The sequence below is a fragment of the Paenibacillus sp. EKM211P genome (assembly GCF_011066175.1).
Lineage (GTDB): Bacteria > Bacillota > Bacilli > Paenibacillales > Paenibacillaceae > Paenibacillus > Paenibacillus polymyxa.
This window is the reverse complement of the sequence record NZ_JAAMNS010000017.1, coordinates 21694-44689: the sequence shown is the minus strand read 5'-3', so window position 1 is coordinate 44689 and position 22996 is coordinate 21694. Positions and strand designations below refer to the sequence as shown.

The window sequence follows — 22996 nt, the reverse complement described above, 5'->3', positions numbered from 1 at the left end:
GGAGGGTTTTCTATCAACGTATTATTTATTGGAGACATCGTCGGCAGTGTAGGCAGAAAGGCACTGAGGGAGAATCTCCCTTCGCTAAAATCAAAATACAACCCGCATGTTATTATCGTGAACGGAGAAAATGCAGCTTCGGGAAGAGGGATTACTCAAGCCATCGCCAGAGAGTTCTTTGATTGGGGCGTTCATGGGATTACGATGGGGAATCATACATGGGACAATAAGGAAATATTTGATTTTATAGATGATGAGCCGCGGATCATCCGTCCCGCTAACTTTCCACCAGGTACACCAGGCCGGGGTTATACTGTGGTAAAAGGTGGGGGGAAGGAACTAGCCATTGTTAATCTGCAAGGTAGAACCTTCTTGCCGGCTATTGACTGTCCATTTCGTGCAGCGGATGACATTGTAGACGAGCTCCGCAAAAAGCATAAACATATTCTAGTAGACTTTCACGCTGAAGCCACCTCCGAAAAAATTGCTATGGGTTGGCATCTGGATGGACGTGCATCCATCGTGGTAGGGACACATACACACGTACAAAGTAATGACGATACGATTTTGCCACAAGGAACGGCGTATCAGACAGATGCGGGAATGGTAGGTCCTTATGAGGGCGTGCTTGGTATGCAGAAAGAGGCTGTATTACAGAAATTTCAGACCCAGCTTCCGGTACGCTTTCAAGTGGACATGGGCAAATGGCACTTTCATGCCATCAGTGTAGAGCTCAATGATCACGATGGAAAAGCCCGCAAAATTGAGAAAATCAGGCTTAAAGAAGACGAATGGCGGATGGATTAACTTTGTTGTGAGCTACTTAAGGAAAGAATAAGGAAAACTGTCACCAAAAAGCAGGAATTTTTTGCTGACCCTCGAATAACATCTAATAGTGGAATCAAACCATCATCATTCCCAGGGGAGGTACTTACTATGGATGTATTAAAAGTATCAGCAAAATCCAATCCCAATTCAGTTGCAGGCGCACTCGCAGGAGTACTGCGTGAACGCGGAAATGCAGAATTACAGGCGATTGGAGCGGGTGCACTAAACCAAGCCATTAAAGCGGTAGCCATTGCCCGGGGATTTGTCGCACCAAGCGGAGTGGATTTGATTTGTATTCCTGCTTTTACAGACATTGTTATTGACGGAGAAGATCGGACTGCAATCAAATTGATTGTAGAACCAAGATAATAAATGGAAGTTGCCTGAGCCTGTTTACGTTTTGTAAACGGGCTTTTTTGCTTTGTGGTTTAGTTATTATGGTTTTCAAAATAAATTTGTGGGCTTTAATCCAATGGAGGTATGGTGCATGAATGATAAGTTTGAAGCGAATTGGCCAGTTGTTGACCTGCACTGTGATGTGTTATGTAAAATGCAGCTTGATTCGCAGGTGGATTTCAGTCATTCATCACTTGATGTCACAAAAGAGCGTTTGCTAGAAGGCAACGTAAGATTGCAAACGTTCGCTATTTATATATCACAGGTATTGGGCACGCCAAGATTTGAGCATGTGGTTCGTCAAATTGAACTGTTCAGGCAGCATGTTACCTCTAGCTCAGGCGGGTTAAAACCTCTACTGTGGAGAGAGGACTTGGCAGCACTCAAAAATACGTCCGCTATACGTCAAGTGGAGCAAGTACAGCATACAGGCGTAGAGAAGCAAGCAGGGAAGATGACGAATGGGTATGAGAGTGGGACGAATCGTACAGAGCCACCTTGGGCGTTACTCTCACTCGAAGGGGTAGATGCGCTGGAAGGAAATCCGTTTTATGCGGATGTATGCTATGCCATGGGAATACGATTGATCGGTCTGACATGGAATTATGCAAATTGGGCTGCTGACGGTATTATGGAGCTTAGAGAAGGCGGCTTGACCCGCAAGGGACGTGATTTGGTTCATCGCTGTAATAGTATGGGACTGCTGCTAGATGTATCACACTTGTCCGTACAAGGATTCTGGGAAGTGATGGAGGAAGCGGCCTTACCGCCCATCGCCTCGCATTCGAACGCCTTTGCGAAATGTGCCCATCCCCGCAACTTGCGAGATGAACAGATTCGGGCACTGATCGCCCGTAACGGACGAATTGGATTGACCTTTGTTACGATGTTTCTGAAAGAGCAGGGTACAGTGCACGCTGAGGACCTGCTACCGCACATTGAGCACATTTGTTCATTAGGTGGCGAAAGACATTTGATGTTTGGCTCTGATTTTGATGGTATCGAGGCCCATGTGCGAGGACTGGAGCACGCAGGGAAATATCCGGCTTTTGCAGAACTACTGCTGAAGCATTACTCTGAGGAGCTGGTCAAGGGATGGCTGGGAGAACATGCACTGGACTATTTGCGAACGAATCTGCCATCTAAAATGTCTTCTTAAAATAGCTTAATATAGCAGTTGCTTTCGGCTGAGCATTTTCTTGACAAAGCGAGAACGATTACGAAATAATTGGAGCATCCGAGGATTGCATGGGGCTAAAATAACGCTTTCCGAAATTGGACATACGTAGGAGCGAGCCTGACAGCACAATGCTATACCGCCATACAAGAGGGGAGCTCCGTTACATCATGTTGATAAAAAAGGTTACCTGGCTTGAACTCTTTTATGATTTATTGTTTGTAGCAGCTGTGTCCAAGGCGACTCATGTTTTACTACATGTTGAGCATGGCAGTGTTGGTTGGCATAATTTAGAGAAGTTTATTTTGATTTTTATTCCGATCTGGTGGGCATGGGTGGGGCAAACTGTCTATAACAATCGTTTTGGTCAAGACAGTATAACGCATCGAATGTTTATGATCCTGCAATTATTTTTTGTGTTAATCATGACTGCCAGCCTTAATGTAGATTTTGATGCGTACTATGCATCTTTTTTTGTTGGCTATATTGGTTTAAGAGGTTTGACTGTCGTTCAATATTTGCTTTCGGCCTCCAAAGAAACAGCTCATAAACAGGAGACAGCTCGTTTTTTTGGAACCTATCTTTGGGTTGGGATAGTCATCTCTAGCTGCTCCCTTTTCTTCGACTCGTGGCTTCGATATTTGATCTTATATACTGGCATTGCGGTGGATATCCTCGTTCCTTTGATCGGTCGTAAAAAGCTGGTGATCACACCTATCCATACAGAGCATCTTTTGGAGCGATTTGCACAGTTTACTTTAATCCTGCTTGGAGAATCAGTGATAAGTATACTTTCTGTTTTACAATCCGATCATTTCACAGTCTCCTCCATTGTATTTGCTGCTTTGACATTTGTGCTAGTCATTGCAATCTGGTGGCAATATTTTGAGAATATAGAGAAGCGCGTAGACAAATCAAAACAAACAGCAGGACAGACTATTATTTATGGTCATTTGTTTATTTATCTTTCTCTTAGCATGCTTGCGGCTTCCATACAGCTCTTATTTTTGGGGCAAGCAGCCTATACTTTTGTACTTTGCTTTACTTTTGCTTCTGTTTTTATTTATTTTTTGTCAGTTTTGCTGGTATTCCATCAGTACAGATTAAGTCACCTTAAACCTCGTCTCAGAGTCATTCTTTTCTTAACTGGAATTCTCTGTGTCCTGTTTATTCTGAATATATTTATTGTAGTTCCTCATCTCATCGTAGCTGCGATCATGCTTTTCTTTCTTCTGTTTGCTAAAATGACGGTTTGATCCAAGTTTTATAGGGACGATATGTATGGCTGGTTAGGGCGAAAAAGGGAACTTTATGTGCTATCCTTTTCTTTCTTGTCGAAATAGGAGTATAATAGCATAGATGTGTAAAGTATTGTATAGAGAAAAAGGAGTGACCACACGATGACTAAAATCGTACCTGTCGGCGTTTCCGCCCGTCATATTCACCTGACTCAAGAGCATATTGAAATTTTGTTCGGAGCAGGCTATCAATTGACTGAATTTAAACCTTTGTCCCAACCAGGACAATTTGCTGCAAATGAAACGGTAGCTGTAATTGGTCCTAAGGGCCAATTTGATAAGGTTCGCATTTTGGGACCTGCTCGTCCCGCTTCTCAACTGGAAATCTCTCGCACAGATTCCTTTGCAATTGGTGTAAAGGCACCTGTACGCGAATCTGGTAGTATTGATGGTACACCAGGAATTACAGTAAAAGGACCAGCTGGTGAAGTGGAACTGCAAGAGGGCGTTATTGTAGCAGCCCGTCATATTCATTTCCATACATCTGATGCAGCTAAGTGGGACATTAAAGACAAGCAGCTGCTGAAAGTACGTGTAGGCGGCGAACGTGGCCTTGTATTTGAAAATGTTCTTGCACGTGTGTCCGATTCTTTTGCTTTGGATATGCATATTGACACGGATGAAGCGAACGGAGCCGGTGTGAAAAACGGTGACACTGCTGAAATCGTAGACTAATACACGTATTTGATACACAAGTTGTAAAAGTCCGATTCTTGCAAAAGAGTCGGACTTTTTTTATATGCTATACATACACAAATCCTTACCTATAAACATAAAAACTTTAGCATCACACTGCATCTGAATCGTATCCGGGGATGATCTATGGCTATGGTCTATAAATCATGCTATAATTTAGTGTAATGCCTTTTTCAAAGGTTTTTTTGGAGCTAAAATAAAATAACCAATGCCTAAAGATACAGTAAAATCACAAATGAGCTCGTGAAATAGATGGTGTAAGGAGTGACCAGCGAATGGCTAAGGAAACAAAAGATTACTCCAAATATTTTGATTTCTCGGATGCGAAGATTATTTCTGAAGATGAGCATAGCAAAAAGATTCGTATTCGTGGACGTGAAATCAACATTATGGCGGAGCCGAACCATAGAAAAGAAAAACAGCGTGGTAAAGAGGACGTCCAGGTATTGTATGATAATGCAGTCCCGGATGAGCTAAAGCATATCGGTGAAGGCAAGCATTATATCGTATATACATTCGGTTGCCAGATGAATGAGCATGATTCTGAAACCATCAAAGGCTTGCTGGAGCAAATGGGCTACCAGGCAACCGAGGATCGGAAGGAAGCAGATATCATTTTATTGAACACTTGCGCTATCCGTGAAAATGCAGAAGATAAAGTGTTTGGTGAGCTGGGTCACCTCAAGCATCTCAAAACAGAAAAGCCGGGACTGCTGCTCGGTGTGTGTGGCTGCATGTCGCAGGAAGAGAATGTTGTGAATCGGATTATGCAAAAACACGGTTTTGTTGATATGATCTTTGGTACCCATAATATTCATCGTTTGCCTCAGCTTGTCAAGGAAGCCCTCTTTAGCAAAGAAATGGTGGTTGAAGTGTGGTCCAAGGAGGGCGACATTATCGAAAACCTGCCGAAGAAGCGTGAGGGTATGCGGGCTTGGGTAAACATCATGTATGGCTGTGATAAGTTTTGCACTTATTGCATCGTTCCTTTCACACGTGGTAAGGAAAGAAGTCGTCGGCCAGAGGATGTTATTGCTGAGGTACGGGATTTGGCCCGTCAAGGATTTAAAGAGATTACCCTGCTGGGTCAGAATGTCAATGCCTATGGCAAGGATTTAAAAGATATGAATTACAGATTCGGGGATCTGATGGATGATATGCGCAAAATCAATATTCCGCGTGTACGTTTTACGACCTCACATCCGCGTGATTTTGACGACCATTTGGTTGAAGTGCTTGGTAAGGGCGGCAATCTGGTGGAGCATATTCATCTGCCTGTACAATCCGGTAATACGGATATATTGAAGAAAATGAACCGAAAATATACTCGTGAGCGTGTTTTGGAGCTGGCAGCGAAGATAAAAGCGGCTGTTCCGCATGTTTCTCTGACAACAGATATTATCGTAGGTTTCCCGGGTGAAACAGACGAACAGTTCGAAGATACACTATCTCTGGTGCGTGAAGTGGGCTATGACTTTGCCTACACATTTATTTATTCACCACGTGAAGGTACGCCAGCGGCTTCGATGGAAGATAATGTGCCTATGTCGGTCAAAAAAGAGCGTCTCCGGCGTCTGAACATTGCTGTGAATCAAAACAGCCTTCGCTTTAATAGTCGATTGCGTGGCGAGGTGGTTGAAGTGCTGGTGGAAGGCGAGAGTAAAAATGACAGCAAAGTGCTTGCTGGTCGGACTCGTTCCAATAAGCTGGTTCATTTTGAAGGTTCTAAGGACCTGATTGGTTCCTTTGTCCAAGTAAAAATTACAGAGCCTATGACCTTCTACATTAAAGGTGACTTGGTTCAAACGCCAGTAGCGGTTAACGGATAAAAAGAATAGTCTAGCGGCCTGCATGCGGTCTGATTAAAGGGCTGCATGCAAGACCATCTAAGTGAGAAAAGGAGCGATGGACAATGACAGAGGAGCGGTTGCAACAAACAGAACTTCAATCGGCGGCGCGCCAGCATGATCATTTGGTCAATCGCGATATGATATTGGCAAAGGCCAAAGAGTTGGCGGGTATTCTGGGCAGCAGTGAGGAAGTACAGGTGTTTCGGAAAGCAGAAGAAAAGATTCAGGATCATGAGCGCATCCAGCAACTGATTGCAACGATGAAGAAGAAGCAAAAGGAAATCGTAGCATTTGAATCTTTAAAAAATCAAAAAATGATTGCCAAAATAGAGGCTGAACTTCAAGAGCTACAGGAGGAGCTTGACGGTATTCCAATTGTAACGGAGTTTCAGCAGAGTCAGGTAGAAATTAATGAGCTGCTGCAGATGGTGATCACGGCCATCCGTGATACGGTTGCTGAAAAGGTGAACGTAGAAGAGGGAAAGACTACTTCCTCCTCGAATTGCAGTGACTAGAATAAGATTTATGGTGTGGAGGCTTAGCTTCCACGCCTTTTTTTCGAAAGCAATTACTCATTGTAAATGTTCATGAGATACCAAAAGAATTGGGACATCATAGATGGGATGAAAGCGAGGGAATGGTAAGTTGCGTAAGATGCTAGAGGGTGAAGAAAATACTTTTTGGGAGTACTTAGGATGTGAGCTGATTACAGCTGATGCTAACGAGGCACATATCGCTTTGGAGGCCAAACAACACCATACCAATGTGATGGGGATTGTACATGGGGGGGTGCTCACAACTTTGATGGATCAGGCGATGGGGATGGTCAGTATGGCTTCACGAAATATGGATTCATGTGTAACAACGAATCTGAACGTTCATTTCTTGTCAGCCATGAGACAAGGACGGCTGGAGGTTAAGGCACGGATTGTTCATCAGGCAGGCCGCACCATAACCACTCAGGCAGAAGTGAGGGATAGTGAAGGTACGCTCGGTTGTACAGCTACAGCAACCTTCCGAGTATTGCGTCAACAAGCAAGTGATTCAGGCAAGGCCTGACGCTTGACAAATTTTTTTATTATGTCATAATGAATTTATCAAAACGATATAATATGGTGATGCCAATGGATAGCAATCGTATAAACGAAGAGGCGCAGAAGGCGTCTTATAACATTAAGAAATACCGTACCCCGGATGGTGCTCCGGCGGATATCGTAATGTTTACTTTAACGAAGCGTGAGCGCAAGACGGTAACAAAAACATTGCCGATTCGTGAGCTGAAAGTAATGCTCATCAAGCGCCGTAGTTGGCCGTTTGCGGGACGCTGGGCGTTGCCTGGAGGGTTTTGTCAAGAAGATGAATCCATATATGGAGCGGCCAAGCGGGAACTGTTAGAGGAAACGGGTGTAGATGGCGGGCATCTGGAGTATTTGGGCGTATATAGTGGACCAGGTCGTGATCCGCGTGGGTGGATTATATCGCATGCGTTTTTTGCACTGGTAGAGGAATGGATGCTAGAGCAGCGTCAGGCGGCTGATGATGCTTCTGAGGTTGGATTATTTACGATCAGAGAAGCGTTGGAGGAATTGGAGCTGGCGTTCGATCACCGGGATATCATAGTTGATGCTTATCGCAAAATTCAGTTGCAGATGCTTCAGACAACGATAGCCAAGCAGTTTTTACCACCACATTTTACACTGGGTGAATTGTATCAGGTGATTCAGAGCGTCGTACCGGATTTCGAAGAGCCGAATTTTATTCGCAAAATAACATCGACTCGTAGCAGACAGGGAATACTGGAAGAGGTGCGGGATGAGAATGGCAAACCGCTCAGTTCCAATCAGTATTCACAAAGACCGGCCCAGTTGTATCGCTTTAGTGATAGAGTACCGCGTTTATCTATCTATACGTAACTTTTATTGGAATAGGTCACGCATAGAGCGTACAACCTCACTTTGATGATAAGGAGCTGACTGTACGATGAAGGCACTGATTGTTATTGATTACACGAAAGATTTTGTGGACGGTAGTCTGCCTGTGGGGCAACCTGCAATTGAGCTAGATGAACGGATCACAGCTATTACGCAGGCCTACGTGGATCAAGGGGACTTTGTTGTCATGGCTGTGGATTTACATGAGGAGAACGACCTCTATCACCCGGAGAGTAAGCTGTTTCCTCCACATAATATACGTGGAACCAACGGACGACAATTGTATGGTAAACTCCATAGCCTTCATAAGCAACAAAGTGATCGTATCTATTGGTTGGATAAAACACGGTACAGTGCTTTTGCTGGTACGGATCTGGAACTCAGGTTGCGCGAACGCGGGATTCTGGAAGTTCATTTGATTGGTGTGTGTACAGATATATGTGTGCTGCATACAGCTGTAGATGCTTACAACAAAGGTTTTGCTATTACCGTATACAAGGACGCTGTGGCGAGCTTTAATCAGGCGGGACATGATTGGGCTTTGGGCCATTTTGAGGGAAGTCTTGGAGCCACGGTGCGGTCGGCTGAAGATACGCTTTTGCTCCAGAAGAAGTAAAATAACTGAACGATTGTGCACCAATGTCCGATAACAAATTAGAGCCGGATATTGCTGAATCTGGGCAGATAAGACGGTATGCCGTCACCAAGCCAGGGACCAGGGACAGTCAGAGAGGATGATACGATGAAGTCAACGAGCCTCGCATTACATACAGATAAATATCAGATTAATATGATGTACGCCCATTGGGTGAACGGAAGTCACCAACGTAAAGCTGTGTTCGAGGCGTATTTTCGTAAGCTCCCTTTCGGTAATGGATATGCCGTGTTCGCTGGTCTGGAACGCATTGTGAATTACATCTCAAATTTGCGGTTTACAGAAGAGGACATTCGCTATCTGTCAGAGCAGGAGGAAAAGTACGATCCCATGTTCATGGAGGCATTGCGCCAGTTTAAGTTTGGCGGAACGGTCCATTCGATGAAAGAAGGGGCGCTTGTTTTTCCAAATGAGCCTCTGGTCCGTGTTGAAGGAACAATTATGGAAACGCAGCTTGTCGAGACGGCGTTGTTGAATTTTATGAATTACCAGACACTCATTGCGACAAAAGCATCGCGTATCAAGCAGGTGGCCAGTGACGATACACTGCTCGAATTTGGTACACGGCGTGCGCAGGAGGCAGATGCAGCCATTTGGGGAGCGCGTGCAGCTTATGTTGCAGGTTTCGATGCGACTTCTAATATGCTGGCAGGCGAACATTTTGGGATTCCGACAAAAGGAACACATGCCCATTCATGGGTACAAACCTTTATGACGGAGCAAGAGGCGTTTGACGTGTATGCGAAGGTTTTGCCAGATCAGGTTACATTGCTGGTAGATACCTTTGACACGCTGGAGAGCGGTGTTCCTCATGCGATTCGGACAGCAAAGATGCTGGAGAGTCAAGGCAAGCGTATGAATGCCATCCGTTTGGATAGCGGTGATTTGGCTTATCTATCTATTCAGGCCCGGGAAATGCTGGATGCCGAAGGTTTGGATTACGTACAAATTGTTGCTTCCAACGATTTGGATGAAAATACGATTTTCAATCTAAAAGCCCAAGGTGCACGTATTGATGTATGGGGTGTAGGAACACAGCTGATTACGGCTTCAGATCAACCTTCATTAGGCGGAGTGTACAAGCTGGTTGAGCGGGAAGTAGACGGTGAAATGCTGCCGACGATTAAGATCTCGGGTAACCCGGAAAAAGTATCTACACCAGGCAAAAAGGATGTATACCGCATTGTGGATAAGAAGAAAGGGAGAGCTGTAGCTGATTACATTTCTTTCCCGGATGAAGAACGTCCGCGCAATGGTAAGCGCCTGAAGCTGTTTAACCCTTTGCATCCATATATGAAGAAGTATGTTGAAAATTACGAAGCTGTACCGATGCTTGAACCTATTTTTATAAATGGACAGAAGGTATACGAGCTTCCCGAACTGGATGAAATTCGTGCCTATCATGCTTCACAGTTGAAACTGTTTTGGCCAGAATATTTGCGGAAGCTGAATCCTGAAATTTATCGTGTTAATCTTAGCGAGAAGGTATGGGAGCTGAAGCAAAGGCTGATTGATAGCTACATGCAGCCCGAAGTTGAAGAAAAAGAATAATGTGAAAAGGCACCTCATTCAAATATGGGGTGCCTTTTTGTGTCGGCGCATGTGTGGAATAGGAGCTTATTTATAAATTTCTCTCATCACATGTCGCAGTTCAGGGACAATAATGCGTTCCATTGCCAAACGAACGGCTCCGCGGGAGCCAGGCATAGAAAACACAGCTGTTTGGCCCACAGTACCCGCTACAGCCCGGCTTAATATAGCTGCTGATCCAATGTCCTCAGCAAAGCTTAAGTAACGGAAGATTTCACCAAAGCCAGGTAGTTCCTTATCCAGTAAAGAGGAGATGGCTTCATATGTAGTATCACGCGGAGAAATGCCAGTACCACCTGTTAAAAGTACAGCCTCGATGTCCTCATGTGCTGCAGCTTCGGTTACCAACTGCCGGATACCCTCATAGTCGTCTTTGACGATAACATATCGAACAACCTTATACCCATTCGTTTCTAGTAGTTCCTTGAGCAGTCGGCCCCCAGTATCGGTTTCCATGGTTCGTGTATCAGAGACGGTCACGACCATGCAGTTAACCTGCTGCGGAGACTCCCGTCGGTGCTCCTCTACAGATGTTATGTTCATTACAATCTTCACTCCTTGATTCATGGTTAAGCATATTCTTTTTTTACAATAGAGGAATGACCGACTGGATGCAAGTCAGAAACGAGGGATAAAAAGTTATGTGATTAATATCCTTGCGCTTGCACCTTGGAATATAATACACTTCCTTACATAAGTCGGGATTTTCTGGGTTTATTTTGTTGAAAGCGCGAACATCAATTGATTAATTTCAAGGCTCAGCGGGTAATAGTACAGCAGGATCAACAACTGGGAGGTAATGTATTATGAATCATTCATACCAAAAATGCGTGGATGCTTGCCTGGAATGTATGAACGCTTGCAATGTATGCTATGTAGCAAGTTTGAAGGAATATGATTTAGCTATGCTGCGTGAATGTATTCGAGTGAGTAGGGAATGCGCAGAGATATGTGGGTTTGCTGCTCAAATGTTGCAGCGCGGAACGGATTTTGCCGAGGAAATCTGTGAGCTATGCGCCAAAGCCTGTGAGGTATGTGCTGCTGAATGCAGCAAGCATTCCCATAATCATTGCAAACATTGTGCAGAGGCCTGCCGTCATTGTGTTGAGGCTTGTCGCCAATTGGTGGCAGTGTAATTACATATACAGAACTAGTCCCTGAAGAGGGAATAAAAGGTTGCTTTCTACTAAATAGGTTTGTATAATGGTGGGAATTAACGTCAAGGAACGGGAGAGTAGCAACGGAACCGTATCATTACAGCGAGCCGGAAGAGGTGGAAGCCGGTATGAAATCCGATGTGAAGCGCACCCGGGAGACGGTTGATCCAACGATAAGAACTTCTAGTAGATCAACCCGGCTGACACCGTTATTTGTCAATGGAGTGAAATCGCGATTTGTGTAAGCTAGCTTTATCTACACAACCGATTTACAAAGAGTGGTACCGCGGGGATATCGAAGTTCTCGTCTCTTGATTATATCAAGAGGCGAGGGCTTTTTTTTGTTAGATCCTATAAAAAGAAGGAGAGAGGAACATGTTGTTGATGATTGCTACCCAAGCTATTTTAGCTCATACGGGCTTGGAGGAGAAAGAAGTTTTATCTTTATTCGAGGTGCCTCCGCAGCCTGAATGGGGAGATGTGGCGTTTCCCTGTTTTGTGCTGGCTAAGAAATTTCGAAAGTCTCCACAGCATATTGCAATGGAATTGGCAGAGCTAGTAAGCCATGAAGCGGGTCTAACCGCTACAGCATCGGGTGCCTATGTAAATATTACATTGGATCGATCTGTTCATATTCCACCGATGCTAGCTGAATTGAGCAAGACTGAGTTTCTCAAGCCCAATATTGGGCATGGACAGCGAGTAGTAATTGATATGTCCTCGCCCAATATTGCGAAACCATTTGGTATCGGTCATCTTCGCTCTACTGTTATCGGTGCCGCCTTGTATCGCATACTTGGTGAAACCGGATATGTACCGATTAGTGTGAATCATCTAGGGGATTGGGGAACACAATTTGGCAAGCAAATTGCGGCCTATAAAAGATGGGGTAATGAAGAGCAGCTACAACAGGATCCGATCGGGGAATCATTGAAGCTATATGTCCGTTTTCATCAGGAGGCTGAGCATGACCCGTCTTTGGAGGATGAAGGTCGCGAATGGTTCCGACGTTTGGAGCACGGGGATACTGAGGCTCAACAACTATGGGAGTTTTTTGTTGAAGTCAGTCTGGGTGAATTTGATCGTATGTACCAACGCCTTAACATTTCGTTTGACCATGTGTTGGGGGAAAGCTTTTACAATGATAAAATGCAGGCAGTTGTTGCCCAATTAAGAGCAAAAGGATTGCTGGAGGAAAGTGATGGAGCACTTGTGGTTCGTCTGGAAGACGAGCAGCTGCCGCCGTGTCTTATTTTGAAGAAGGATGGGACTACCATTTATCCCACCCGTGATCTGGCAACAGCGATTTATCGTCATGAAGTGATGAAGGCTGATCGGCTGCTGTATGTCGTTGGCGGGGAACAGAAGTTACATTTCCAACAGGTATTTGCGGTGCTCAAGCATGCAGGGGAGGCATGGGCAGAGCAATGTGGGCATGTACCGTTTGGTTTAATGCGGTTTGCAGGCAAAAAAATGTCCACAAGACGCGGCAAGGTGGTGAAACTGGAGGAAGTGCTGGATGAAGCTGTAGCGCGTGCTCAAGCCATTATTACGGAGAAGAATCCCAATTTGCTGGAACAAGAGGCAATAGCAGAAGATGTCGGCATCGGAGCGATTATTTTTGGCGATTTAAAAAATAACCGTCTGAATGAAGTGGATTTTTCGTTGGAGGAGGCATTGACCTTCGAAGGTGAGACTGGCCCTTATGTGCAGTATACCCATGCGCGTATACGCAGCCTTCTGGAGAAAGCTCGCGCTCGCGCTGAGGTTGATTCTAATTCCAGTGACAACGTCCTTGGTCAAGAAGGGCATTCTCCTGAATGGAATATCGTTTCGGATGAAATGCTGGGTGACGCAGGCTGGACCTTGCTTAAGCAGTTGGATCGCTATCACGGGCAGCTGATACGTGCTGCTCAGCAACTGGAACCTTCGGTTATTGCTAGATTTGCATTGGATACAGCACAGGCGTTCAACCGTTTTTATGCTAAGGAAAGGATTGTCGATGGTGGACAGTGGCGCATTCAGTTGGCGGAACAGACTGCAGATATGCTGGCAAGTACACTGCGACTTCTTGGACTGAAAGCTCCTAACCGGATGTAAGCTACCACAAGTGGGTATTTTTGTTAGGTTCACTGCTGCTTTTGCTAGCTAAAATTACTGCGAATTAGCTCTTTTCTCTAAAAGGCGCTGTAAAAGGAAAACTATCATAGACACTTTTGGGTTTGCATGGAGATGGTGAGCAGAAAAGAGCAAGACGGGTTACACTAATCGCAGGGTATTCCAATGTTTTGCAACCAATTTGTGCATATTTGAAACATTTGATGGTTTTATTGCGTCCGTAAGTATAGAAGCAAAGTAAACATGGAGGTGTATCTCATGATCAAAAATAAAAGCGTGGCAGCTGCGCTGCTTGTCGTCTGTTCATTGGCTGTGGCTACGTCGGCTTCTGCTTTTCGTGATATAAAGGGAGCTGAGCAGGAGAAGATCGTAAGTTCACTTCAGAACAAAGGAATTATTCAAGGGATAACCAAGGATAAGTTTGCACCGGATCAAACGCTCACGTATGCACAAGGAGTACACTTGGTTGTTCGGGCGATGGATCTTCAGGTTATGCCTGATTTTACAACGGGCTCCTTTGCAAACATTCCGACTTCCGCATGGTATGCCGATTCCTATCGGATTGCAGTCCAGCACCAAATCCCTCTGTCACCGGATATTGATCCAAGTACCCGCATGACTAGGGAGCAATTCGCGAATATTCTGTATAAAGCAGTGAGTGCAACGGGGGAATATCCAACGGTCCGTATGCTTATTAACATAGCAGATGGCAAAAAATTAGACCAAGAGTCGAACGAAGCAGTTCAATTTCTTTTGTTGACCAAAATTGCAACATTGGATGAGGGGAGCAACTTTAACCCGGATCGTAAAGTAACGCGGATGGAGGCAGCTGAAATGGTCTATCATGCATCCGAGTTTGTACAAAATCATAAACCGGTGCAAGCCACTCCGGAAAATCCAGCTGAGCCTGTAGACCCGGCTCAACAAACCAATATTAGTATGAGCATAGAGAAGGCGAATGACCAGCAGAACAAAGTGACCATCACTCGTCTGCAGGCACCTAATCCGGGTTATGGCATTGAAGTGGATCACATCGACTACGTAGATGAAACGAATGCAGTCATTTACTACAAGCTGACTAGTCCAAAACCAGGGGAAATGAATATTCAAGTCATTACGGATACCCACACCAGTACATTGGTAGACAGTAAGTATAAGGTTACGCTCAAAGCAGTCGATGGAACCGTGCTTCCGCCCACTGGAACAGGCACGTCTGTAGCAAAGTAAAACTTTAAGCCATATGTCATATATAAAATTAAGCCAGCGAGTTCCCCATATGAATGGAGACCGCTGGCTTTTTAATGCTAAATGTTAATTGTAAGCCCAAGCTCTAGTATCATTTAAGCTTTAAATGCGATTTTGCCTGTAAGTAAGTCATTTTGCGCAGAAGATGTAGCTGAGGAAGACACAGATTCAGCTGCAACCGTTCCTGACTGGAGTTGATACATTTGGAAGTAACGTCCGCCTTGGGCCATAAGCTCGTCATGGCTACCCCGTTCAACAATTTCACCCCGATGCAGCACCAAAATTTGGTCTGCACTACGAATGGTGGACAAACGGTGGGCAATGATAAAGGTCGTACGTCCCTTTTTGAGCACTTCAAGAGCAGATTGGATGAGCGCTTCCGTTTCGGTATCAATATTGGCGGTAGCTTCATCCAGAATTAAAATGGCCGGATCAAAGGCTAACGCGCGAGCGAAAGAAATAAGCTGACGTTGCCCGGCGGATAAGGTGCTGCCTTTTTCAATAACAGGCTCATCAAATCCTTGGGGCAAATGGGCTAGCAGTTTGTCGGCGCCAACGTCATGCAGCGCTTTATTCACCTGCTCTCTCGTAATTCTACTATCTCCGAGACTGACATTAGAGGCTACCGTACCTGTGAACAAATATGGGTCTTGAAGCACAATACCCATATGATGGCGAAGCCATTGCTTAGGAATACTTTTGACAGGCGTTCCGTCAATGGTGATCGTTCCTTTTTGCGGATCATAGAACCGGAATAGCAGGTTGATAATTGAGCTCTTACCTGATCCGGTATGCCCGACAAGAGCAACCGTTTGGCCGGGCTGTGCTGTAAAGGAAATATGCTTAAGCACATCATCCTTTTTGTAGGCAAAGGAAACATCATTAAATTCTACCTGGCCTTTGTAACGCGGCATCGTACCATCTGTCACCGGCTCTCCAGTTTCGTCCATCAATTCAAATACGCGTCCTGAGGATACGATGGAAGTATCCAGTACGGCGAGCTGGTTGACCATCCCCGTTATAGGTTGGAACAATCGACCCAGCACATCGACGAAGGCATACAATACCCCTAGTGATATCGCACTACCTGTAGTGCCAAGCGCCGCAGATCCAAAATACCACAACACGACAGCGAAAGCGAGGTTTCTCAACACGTTGACCAAATTGTGCGAAGTAAAAGCGTTCAAATTCAGCATTTTATTCTGATGCTTCATATAGTCATCATTTAACTCTTCAAACTCTTGCTGTGTTTGTTTCTGATGCCTGAATACACGAATAATGGACATCCCCTGAATGGATTCATTAATAATCGCATTAATCTCGCTGAGCCTGGATCGGATGATCGTGTTATAGCGGGTTGCAACCTTGCGGTACAATACAATCCATAAGATCAGCAACGGTACAATAAATAGAGAGATAAGACCCAGTCTGAAATCCAGTAGAAAGAGTGCCACATATACCCCTGCCATCGTTACAATCCCTGAAGTGAAGTTTGAGAGTACAGCCACAAACAAATCTTTGACTGCCTCCGTGTCATTCGTAACACGGGATACGACCTTGCCTGCGGGTAAGTTATCAAAAAAGTAAACTGGCAAGCGCTGAATGTGTGCATAGAGATCAAGCCGAAGCTTCTGAATGACTTTGTTCGCCGAGGATTGCAGCCAGTATGTTTTGCCGAACTCGGCAAAAATCGAAACGACTAAAAAGAAGCAATACCACCCAATCAGCTGAAAAATGCCGGGCATTTCCGGTTTGTAAAAGCTATACAGCTCATCAGCCGTTAGAGCCTTAGCTTTATAATGAAAGGTGTCGGAGCCGCGTGTCACGGTCAGCGTACCGTTCGTAAAGGATCGGTTACCATCCGCTACCTGGACGGAACCATCGACAAATACAAAAGATCTGCCGACTTGTAAAATCCTCGCTTCGCGCCCTTTGGTCTCCCCGGCCTCAAAGCGATCTTCACGTTTAAAATGGGTTCCAGCATAACTTATAGTGCCGTCCACACTAGTCGTTTCATAAAATGGTTTTTCAATAGCGAGCATGTGGTCGTCAATCATCGTTTTGGCGATGAAGGGACCGGCCAGCTCAGCGGCTACTCCAATAGCCAGGGCGATGAGAGCGGCAATAAAACCCGCTTTGCTCGTCAGTGCATACTGGAACAGCCTTTTGCCGATATTGGGTTTCATTAGGATACCTCCCCTGAGGTCAGATCAGATTCCACTTGTTGCCGTTCATATTGTTGTCGGTACCATCCGTCAGCTTGAAGCAGCTCATTGTGGGTTCCTTCCTCAATAATACGTCCTTGCTCCAGCACGACGATCCGGTCTGCATGCTCTACAGCCGATAGACGGTGAGTGGAGATCAAGGTTGTTTTACCCGAGCGCTTATGCCGGATATTGTCAATAATACGTGCTTCCGTGCGAGCATCTACTGCTGACAGTGCATCGTCGAGCACTAGAATATCTGGATCACCGATAAAGGCGCGCGCAAGCGAAACACGCTGCTTCTGACCGCCGGACAGGGCGATGCCTTTTTCTCCGACCAGTGTATCCAGCCCATCGGACAGGGTACCCAAATCTTGGTCAAAGGCAGCCGTACGGATCGCTTCCATGATGTCGCCATCATCTGCCCCGGGCTTCCCGAACTGAATGTTCTCGCGCACCGATTTGGAGAACAAAATTTGTTCTTGCGGCACGTAGCCAATCCAGCTGTGTAATTGTTCTACTGCAATGTCCTCCAGCCGAGTGCCGGAAATTAAAATATCACCACTGCCAGTCGGATATTCATGCAATAGCTGTTTGAGCAAAGTTGATTTCCCGCTGCCTGTTCGACCTACGACACCTAGTGTTTCTCCGCGTTTGAGCTCCAGGTTCACATGTGACAGATTGTCAACCGTGGAGGTAGGATAACGAAAAGTCACGTCTTTCATAGTGATGGATTCGGGATGATCCACTGGAACAGGTTGGGCTACATCCTGAACGTCTGGCTGGACATCGAGAGTTTCATTGACCCGGTCCAGGGAAGCGCTACCGCGCTGCATAATGTTAATCAGTTCGCCAATGGCAAACATCGGCCAAATCATCATTCCTAGATACATGTTAAAAGATACCAGTTCGCCTAGCGTGATATCGTTATGAAATACCAGATAAATACCATACCCGAGTCCGATAACGTAACTAAGTCCTACACATAAACGGATTGTTGGTTCAAAGAGAGCATCCATTCGGGCCACTGCCAAGTTTTTACGAAACACATCCTCAGTAATATCGGCAAAACGTTTTTCGTCCATTCGTTCTTGCACATAAGCCCGAATGACACGGATACCAGCCACCGACTCCAGCACCTGGTCGTTCATATCGCCAAATGCATCTTGTGCTAGTGTGTAACGCTCATGTACGGCTTTACCGTAAATACTCATGGCCAGCGCAATAAAAGGAAGGGGCAGAATGGCCGCCAGTGTTAGCTTCCAGCTAATCAGGGTGCCCATGGCAACCAATACAACGGTAAGGTAGACAGTGGAGTCCGTTAATGTCAACATACCGAAGCCTGCTGTACTTGCGACAGATCGAAGATCGTTCGTGGCACGAGCCATCAGATCGCCTGTACGATTGCGTTCAAAAAATGGAGGGGTCATCCGCAGCAGATGATTCATAAAACGTGTGCGCAATAGGCGCTCCACCAGATTAGCACCACCAAACAGCTTGTGCATCCATATGTACGTAATGTAGTAGATGACGGCAAGAATGCCTATGATGTACAAAATATAACGCCAAAGCGAGGACCAGGAAATCGAACCGCGTACAATCTCATCAATGGCGCTGCCTAGCAGCCGAGGTGGAGCAAGCTCTAAAACGCCAACCGCAATCAGCAAAAACAATCCAATGGCGTATCGGCTTCGTTCTCTTTTAAAAAACCAGCCTAAATTTTTGAGTACTGAGAACAAGAGGAATCCCATCCTTTCATGTCAAGTTCATTCGAGAGTTGTGTACCATTTTGAAGAAACAACAGCGGCTTGCTGCCACAAGTACGATTCGGCAACAGGCGCAAAAAAGGCATACCGTCCGCAGACGATATGCCTTAAATCTCAATATCATATGGCGTGCAGGTATTTTCAGCACACTCACCACTGAAAAACTGCTCAAACGCAGGCAGCCACTCGTATTAAACCATACAACAGAAATGGCCCAATTCTAAAGGATGCGACAGGGGAGATGCTCCGGTATGAAGTTGTTTTGTTTGTAGATGTGGGTGAAATACAATCATAAATTTTAGCACCGGAAACACTCCTTTCTTCCTCAAAATGGGGTTATTCTTACATGAGTTATCGTTCAAATTGGTAATAAATTTCAAAATGGATCTCGTATGGTTGAATCTTAACACCCTTTTTTACGAATTGTCAAACCTTTTTCAAAAAAATGTATATGACTTGTCCAGGAAGCTGCATGGGGAGAGACGGTTGGTCGTTATTCCAAAAGATGCTATGATATAGTTAACAGGACGTCATTGTACAAGGAGATGAGCATAACGCATGAGCATACAGGTAACTGAACCTGCGGCACAGTGGTACATTAAGGAGCTCGGTTTGAATCGTGGAGATTCCATCCGTTTTTTTGTTCGCTATAGTTCCGGCGGTGGGTTGCATCCAGGCTTTTCTCTGGGAATTGCCGTAGAGCCTCCGCAGCACCCTGCATTACAGCATGAAGCGGCTGGCATTACGTTTTATATGGAGGACCAGGATTACTGGTATCTGAAGGGCCATCATCTGGAAGTTAAGTATTTGGAGGAACATGACGACATTATTTACACCTATGAAAAGGATGAACAAGCTTAATGCCTCCACGTTAAAAATAGCATGCCAGTAATGGTTTATGCACATGAAAAGCGGCGGAGTATCGTGTGGCAGGGGATGAACCTGCACATGATACTCCGCCGCTTTATTGTGGTTAGGGCAGGATGCCGCATTGTTAAGGGTTGTTAAACATCGGACCATCGACTGCAAAATCAAAATCATCAATATCGTACACATGTACAGGTACGGAAGCTTCGATAATGCGGTGAATCCAGTCCAGTTGATCAGTCAGGATGGGTAATGCTTCACGCTGAGCTGTCAACACCAGTTCGGTTTCAATCGGATCAAAATATTCTCCGTAATGCGCCGTATCAACAGCATTAATGACAATGAGTGATGTATTGGCATCGAATAGGATTGGCAAGCTTTTCGCCCAAGGCATCTGAAGGGCACGCCGAATTTTTTTCTGATTCAACGGTTCTTCAAAATAACTGATCAGCTCACTTACCTTTCGCTTCACATGTTGATCATCCATAGGGTTATCCATGAGAGGCTCTGTACTGTCCTGGAATTCGTACAGCTCTAGCAGTGATGTGTAAGGCACTATATATTCCACAGGGGCGGGAGATGTAAGCAACTGGCCATATATAGCCACCATTACAGCTTCCGTTACAAATTGTCGAGACATCGGTCAAGCCTCCTGCATTTACCAAATTATGCGATTTGAGTATAACACAAAGCGGGACTGAATTCAGCCAGATATGCAGATTGCCATCATTCATTTGTATATTTGTTGAACGGCTCTTTTCAATCCTGTGTCTAGAAATTTAGGAGCGACCGATTAATAAGGAGAGCAGCCCGGCAGCAATCAGAGGTCCAACAGGAACCCCTTTAAAGAAGGCAACGCCAATGACGGTCCCGATCAGTAGACCTGTCACAATAATAGGCTGTCCGGACATCAAAGTTACTCCGCGGCCGCCAAGGTAGGCTACCAGAATTCCGATACCAATCGCGAGCAGGGACTTCCAGTGCAGGAAGGACTCTGTCACCTGATTGATGCTGATTTTACCGCTGGCTAGCGGGGTCATGACCCCAATCGTCAAAATAATAATTCCGATCGTCAAGCCATACTTTTCAAGCCAGGGGAAAGCAGTATGAAAGCTGGTTACCCGCAGCAGTAGTAGTACTACCATAGCAATCGTCACGGTTGAGTTGCCACTGATAATTCCAAGGCCAGCCAGTACCAGTAGGATAAGTGAGCTGTAATCCATTCAGTTGTTCTCCTTCGATCGTTTAACTTTGGATATGTTCGGCGATTTGACGCCCGTGCCAGCGACCTGTTTCGATAAACACTTCATTGGCATTGCTGCCTGAAGCGATAACTCCGGCGACATATATACCTGGGATGTTAGTTTCCATCGTGGCAGGATTAAATTCGGGTTTGTCCAGATCTTCAGCCATGTGGACGCCGACAGACTCCAGTAGTTTTCGTTCTGGGTGAAATCCAGTCAATGCCAGTACAAAATCATTTTCGAGCTGGAATGCTTCTGTATTCATCGGAGTGACGATAACATGGTCTGGATGAATTTCAGTAATGCGTGCGCCTAAGTGCAGTGTGATCTTCCCTTTTTGTACCATACTGTCGAACAATGGACGAACCCACGGTTTGATATATGGAGACAACTCATTACGACGATAAACCATATCAATCGTAGCCCCGACCCGCACCAATTCCATTGCAGCATCTACCGCAGAGTTACTACCGCCGATGACTGCGACCCGGGTTCCTGTATAGGGGTGGGCTTCGCTGAAATAGTGAGTGACTTTATCCAATTGTTCCCCGGGAATGCCCAGATAGTTCGGATGATCAAAATATCCCGTAGCCACGACGACATAGCGTGAAGAATAGCTCTTGGTTATTTCCCGTTTGCTTAGAGTATGTACGGTAAATGTACCGTCTTCCTGCCGCTGAATGGATTGAGCCTCCTCATAATGCTGAATGTCCAGGTTATAATGTGAGGCTACTTTGCGATAGTACGCAAGTGCTTCATGACGAAAAGGCTTGTCATTGGGAGTGCTGAACGGAACATCACCGATTTCCAATAGTTCAGCGGTGCTAAAAAACTGCATATTTGTTGGATACAGAAAAATGGAGTGAACGATGTTGCTTTTTTCAATAATGATCGTACGCAAACCTCTGCGGCTGCATTCGATTGCAGCGGATAGTCCGCAAGGTCCGCCACCGATAATGATTACGTCGTGCATTTGGATGAACCTCCAGTTGTATTAGTTTATTTCGTCAAACGGATCTCAGAATTGATGCAAATAGCTCAGTGTGTGAGAAGTTTTCAAATAATAATCCTACCGTAATGTGTGCACAATATCCAGCCGTTTTCAGAAAGAGATGATGGAAGAGAGAATTGACAGAAACATTTGACAAACATATAATTAGATAATTATCTATTTAGGTTAAGCGAATTTGCTTGCATAGGAAATCTGTAGTAGTGAAAAGAGGTGCAGTTACGGTGCAACTAGATAAAATGGTCAATTATCATAAAGCACTTGCGGACCCAACGCGTATGCGAATATTACTCCTTTTATCCCGTGGTGAGATGCATGGTCAAGCTTTGGCGAAAAAGCTAAATCTGTCACAGCCTACGGTTACGCATCATGCTTCCAAACTCCGAGAGGTCGGGTTGATTAAGGAACGCCGTGATAAAAACACAGTGTATTTTACACTGAACCCAGAGCTGATTCGGCAGCATGCCGAGGCGACAGTGCGTTTTATTTTTGAAAAAGGAGAGGAAGAGGAAGATATGTCCGAATTGAATGAAACGCTGGAAGCAACGGTTTTACGCAATTTTTTTGCCAAGGACGGCAAGTTGCGTCAAATTCCTGCCCAGTATAAGAAAAAATTGATCGTACTACAGATGCTCGCCGAAAAACTGGAGCCAGGGCGCATCTATCCTGAACGTGAACTAAACGAGTGGATCAAGCAATACCATGAGGATTTTGCGACGATTCGGCGTGAACTGATCATGCATCAGTTTATGTACAGGGAGCGAGAAATGTACGAATTGAACCCGCGTGAAATGTGGACACGATGGGATCAGGTACGTTAAACAAAACTTGAAATAGTTTTAAATGTTTAGAATCAGCCTTGACAGACAATTGATGGACTTGTATGATAAAGGAAATTTTAGGAGGAGGCGATGTTATATGCGTACGAACATGAGTGAATGGGTTCAGCAGCAGAATGACTTGTC

23 protein-coding genes and 1 other annotated feature are annotated in these 22996 nt (G+C 45.2%); of the genes, 17 read left to right on the top strand and 6 right to left on the bottom strand.

All coding sequences use genetic code 11. The features are described 5' to 3' along the window. Positions 1-12 precede the first annotated feature (12 nt). From G9G57_RS20815 to G9G57_RS20765, 11 genes are all read left to right on the top strand, one after another. Positions 13-807, top strand: coding sequence for a TIGR00282 family metallophosphoesterase (locus tag G9G57_RS20815; RefSeq protein WP_058710511.1), 795 nt, complete (start codon positions 13-15; stop codon positions 805-807). A 129-nt stretch (positions 808-936) separates the two neighbouring features. Next, a complete protein-coding gene (locus G9G57_RS20810; RefSeq protein ID WP_007430104.1) occupies positions 937-1197 on the top strand; it encodes a stage V sporulation protein S in 261 nt (86 codons plus the stop codon). A 118-nt stretch (positions 1198-1315) separates the two neighbouring features. Then, positions 1316-2383: a dipeptidase gene (locus G9G57_RS20805; protein WP_064963089.1), complete on the top strand. Its 1068-nt coding sequence runs from the start codon at positions 1316-1318 to the stop codon at positions 2381-2383. Positions 2384-2571: 188 nt separating this feature from the next. Then, positions 2572-3657 carry a low temperature requirement protein A gene (locus tag G9G57_RS20800; protein WP_064963088.1) on the top strand — a complete coding sequence of 362 codons (1086 nt, stop codon included), beginning with the start codon at positions 2572-2574 and terminating at the stop codon, positions 3655-3657. 144 nt (positions 3658-3801) lie between these two features. Further along, positions 3802-4374 carry a phosphate propanoyltransferase gene (gene pduL / locus G9G57_RS20795; protein WP_016821010.1) on the top strand — a complete coding sequence of 191 codons (573 nt, stop codon included), beginning with the start codon at positions 3802-3804 and terminating at the stop codon, positions 4372-4374. A 296-nt stretch (positions 4375-4670) separates the two neighbouring features. Beyond that, entirely contained in the window at positions 4671-6224 is a 1554-nt protein-coding gene (gene miaB / locus G9G57_RS20790) for a tRNA (N6-isopentenyl adenosine(37)-C2)-methylthiotransferase MiaB (protein ID WP_025679783.1), read from the top strand. An 83-nt stretch (positions 6225-6307) separates the two neighbouring features. Further along, complete coding sequence (locus G9G57_RS20785) at positions 6308-6760, top strand: RicAFT regulatory complex protein RicA family protein (RefSeq protein ID WP_025679785.1); 453 nt, start codon at positions 6308-6310, stop codon at positions 6758-6760. Between the two features lie 139 nt (positions 6761-6899). Beyond that, on the top strand, positions 6900-7304 hold the full coding sequence (locus G9G57_RS20780) for a PaaI family thioesterase (RefSeq protein ID WP_058710541.1): 405 nt from the start codon (positions 6900-6902) through the stop codon (positions 7302-7304). Positions 7305-7369: 65 nt separating this feature from the next. Next, positions 7370-8158: an NUDIX domain-containing protein gene (locus G9G57_RS20775; RefSeq protein ID WP_013370763.1), complete on the top strand. Its 789-nt coding sequence runs from the start codon at positions 7370-7372 to the stop codon at positions 8156-8158. Positions 8159-8225: 67 nt separating this feature from the next. Beyond that, positions 8226-8792, top strand: a complete 567-nt coding sequence (locus G9G57_RS20770) for a cysteine hydrolase family protein (RefSeq protein ID WP_102997909.1) — start codon at positions 8226-8228, stop codon at positions 8790-8792. A gap of 126 nt (positions 8793-8918) precedes the next feature. Next, the gene (locus tag G9G57_RS20765) at positions 8919-10382 is read left to right on the top strand and encodes a nicotinate phosphoribosyltransferase (protein ID WP_016821015.1); all 1464 of its coding nucleotides are present in this window, start codon (positions 8919-8921) and stop codon (positions 10380-10382) included. A gap of 66 nt (positions 10383-10448) precedes the next feature. Here G9G57_RS20765 and G9G57_RS20760 read toward each other — a convergent pair whose 3' ends face one another. Beyond that, positions 10449-10964: a MogA/MoaB family molybdenum cofactor biosynthesis protein gene (locus tag G9G57_RS20760; RefSeq protein ID WP_016821016.1), complete on the bottom strand. Its 516-nt coding sequence runs from the start codon at positions 10962-10964 to the stop codon at positions 10449-10451. A gap of 263 nt (positions 10965-11227) precedes the next feature. Here G9G57_RS20760 and G9G57_RS20755 point away from each other — a divergent pair, with 263 nt between their 5' ends. The 3 genes from G9G57_RS20755 (at position 11228) to G9G57_RS20745 (ending at position 14923) form a co-directional block, all read left to right on the top strand. Next, positions 11228-11557 (top strand): four-helix bundle copper-binding protein, encoded by a 330-nt coding sequence (locus G9G57_RS20755; RefSeq protein WP_016821017.1) that lies wholly within the window; start codon positions 11228-11230, stop codon positions 11555-11557. A gap of 77 nt (positions 11558-11634) precedes the next feature. Then, positions 11635-11893: a binding site (T-box leader), on the top strand. A 60-nt stretch (positions 11894-11953) separates the two neighbouring features. Next, positions 11954-13678 (top strand): arginine--tRNA ligase, encoded by a 1725-nt coding sequence (gene argS / locus G9G57_RS20750; protein ID WP_017427959.1) that lies wholly within the window; start codon positions 11954-11956, stop codon positions 13676-13678. Between the two features lie 276 nt (positions 13679-13954). Continuing rightward, positions 13955-14923, top strand: a complete 969-nt coding sequence (locus G9G57_RS20745) for an S-layer homology domain-containing protein (protein ID WP_164965500.1) — start codon at positions 13955-13957, stop codon at positions 14921-14923. A 113-nt stretch (positions 14924-15036) separates the two neighbouring features. Here G9G57_RS20745 and G9G57_RS20740 read toward each other — a convergent pair whose 3' ends face one another. After that, positions 15037-17127 carry an ABC transporter ATP-binding protein gene (locus G9G57_RS20740; protein WP_164965499.1) on the bottom strand — a complete coding sequence of 697 codons (2091 nt, stop codon included), beginning with the start codon at positions 17125-17127 and terminating at the stop codon, positions 15037-15039. Further along, positions 17127-18884: an ABC transporter ATP-binding protein gene (locus tag G9G57_RS20735; RefSeq protein ID WP_164965498.1), complete on the bottom strand. Its 1758-nt coding sequence runs from the start codon at positions 18882-18884 to the stop codon at positions 17127-17129. Before G9G57_RS20735 ends, G9G57_RS20740 begins: the two co-directional genes overlap by 1 nt. A 50-nt stretch (positions 18885-18934) precedes the next feature. On the opposite strand from G9G57_RS20735, the gene G9G57_RS20730 reads away from it, so the two are divergent. Both G9G57_RS20730 and G9G57_RS20725 read left to right on the top strand, forming a co-directional pair. After that, entirely contained in the window at positions 18935-19135 is a 201-nt protein-coding gene (locus G9G57_RS20730) for a hypothetical protein (protein WP_225164874.1), read from the top strand. Positions 19136-19469: 334 nt separating this feature from the next. After that, on the top strand, positions 19470-19772 hold the full coding sequence (locus G9G57_RS20725) for a HesB/YadR/YfhF family protein (protein WP_016821022.1): 303 nt from the start codon (positions 19470-19472) through the stop codon (positions 19770-19772). Between the two features lie 133 nt (positions 19773-19905). On the opposite strand, the gene G9G57_RS20720 is transcribed toward G9G57_RS20725, so the two are convergent. From G9G57_RS20720 to G9G57_RS20710, 3 genes are all read right to left on the bottom strand, one after another. After that, entirely contained in the window at positions 19906-20418 is a 513-nt protein-coding gene (locus tag G9G57_RS20720; RefSeq protein WP_013370774.1) for a hypothetical protein, read from the bottom strand. 139 nt (positions 20419-20557) lie between these two features. Further along, positions 20558-21001: a DUF441 domain-containing protein gene (locus G9G57_RS20715; protein ID WP_013370775.1), complete on the bottom strand. Its 444-nt coding sequence runs from the start codon at positions 20999-21001 to the stop codon at positions 20558-20560. A 22-nt stretch (positions 21002-21023) separates the two neighbouring features. Beyond that, positions 21024-21995, bottom strand: a complete 972-nt coding sequence (locus G9G57_RS20710; RefSeq protein ID WP_016821023.1) for a YpdA family putative bacillithiol disulfide reductase — start codon at positions 21993-21995, stop codon at positions 21024-21026. Between the two features lie 260 nt (positions 21996-22255). Here G9G57_RS20710 and G9G57_RS20705 point away from each other — a divergent pair, with 260 nt between their 5' ends. Beyond that, entirely contained in the window at positions 22256-22852 is a 597-nt protein-coding gene (locus tag G9G57_RS20705; RefSeq protein WP_013370777.1) for a DUF2087 domain-containing protein, read from the top strand. Positions 22853-22996: the final 144 nt, after the last annotated feature.

Excerpts from the sequence above, each read along its gene's own strand:
- G9G57_RS20765 (WP_016821015.1), top strand. The coding sequence starts at position 8,919 with ATGAAGTCAACGAGCCTCGCATTACATACAGATAAATATCAGATTAAT.
- G9G57_RS20775 (WP_013370763.1), top strand. The coding sequence starts at position 7,370 with ATGGATAGCAATCGTATAAACGAAGAGGCGCAGAAGGCGTCTTATAAC.
- G9G57_RS20745 (WP_164965500.1), top strand. The coding sequence starts at position 13,955 with ATGATCAAAAATAAAAGCGTGGCAGCTGCGCTGCTTGTCGTCTGTTCA.
- argS (WP_017427959.1), top strand. The coding sequence starts at position 11,954 with ATGTTGTTGATGATTGCTACCCAAGCTATTTTAGCTCATACGGGCTTG.
- G9G57_RS20760 (WP_016821016.1), bottom strand. The coding sequence starts at position 10,964 with ATGAACATAACATCTGTAGAGGAGCACCGACGGGAGTCTCCGCAGCAG.
- G9G57_RS20710 (WP_016821023.1), bottom strand. The coding sequence starts at position 21,995 with ATGCACGACGTAATCATTATCGGTGGCGGACCTTGCGGACTATCCGCT.
- G9G57_RS20720 (WP_013370774.1), bottom strand. The coding sequence starts at position 20,418 with ATGTCTCGACAATTTGTAACGGAAGCTGTAATGGTGGCTATATATGGC.
- G9G57_RS20715 (WP_013370775.1), bottom strand. The coding sequence starts at position 21,001 with ATGGATTACAGCTCACTTATCCTACTGGTACTGGCTGGCCTTGGAATT.
- G9G57_RS20800 (WP_064963088.1), top strand. The coding sequence starts at position 2,572 with ATGTTGATAAAAAAGGTTACCTGGCTTGAACTCTTTTATGATTTATTG.
- G9G57_RS20740 (WP_164965499.1), bottom strand. The coding sequence starts at position 17,127 with ATGAAACCCAATATCGGCAAAAGGCTGTTCCAGTATGCACTGACGAGC.
- G9G57_RS20725 (WP_016821022.1), top strand. The coding sequence starts at position 19,470 with ATGAGCATACAGGTAACTGAACCTGCGGCACAGTGGTACATTAAGGAG.
- G9G57_RS20785 (WP_025679785.1), top strand. The coding sequence starts at position 6,308 with ATGACAGAGGAGCGGTTGCAACAAACAGAACTTCAATCGGCGGCGCGC.
- G9G57_RS20780 (WP_058710541.1), top strand. The coding sequence starts at position 6,900 with ATGCTAGAGGGTGAAGAAAATACTTTTTGGGAGTACTTAGGATGTGAG.
- pduL (WP_016821010.1), top strand. The coding sequence starts at position 3,802 with ATGACTAAAATCGTACCTGTCGGCGTTTCCGCCCGTCATATTCACCTG.
- G9G57_RS20755 (WP_016821017.1), top strand. The coding sequence starts at position 11,228 with ATGAATCATTCATACCAAAAATGCGTGGATGCTTGCCTGGAATGTATG.
- G9G57_RS20770 (WP_102997909.1), top strand. The coding sequence starts at position 8,226 with ATGAAGGCACTGATTGTTATTGATTACACGAAAGATTTTGTGGACGGT.
- G9G57_RS20810 (WP_007430104.1), top strand. The coding sequence starts at position 937 with ATGGATGTATTAAAAGTATCAGCAAAATCCAATCCCAATTCAGTTGCA.
- miaB (WP_025679783.1), top strand. The coding sequence starts at position 4,671 with ATGGCTAAGGAAACAAAAGATTACTCCAAATATTTTGATTTCTCGGAT.
- G9G57_RS20805 (WP_064963089.1), top strand. The coding sequence starts at position 1,316 with ATGAATGATAAGTTTGAAGCGAATTGGCCAGTTGTTGACCTGCACTGT.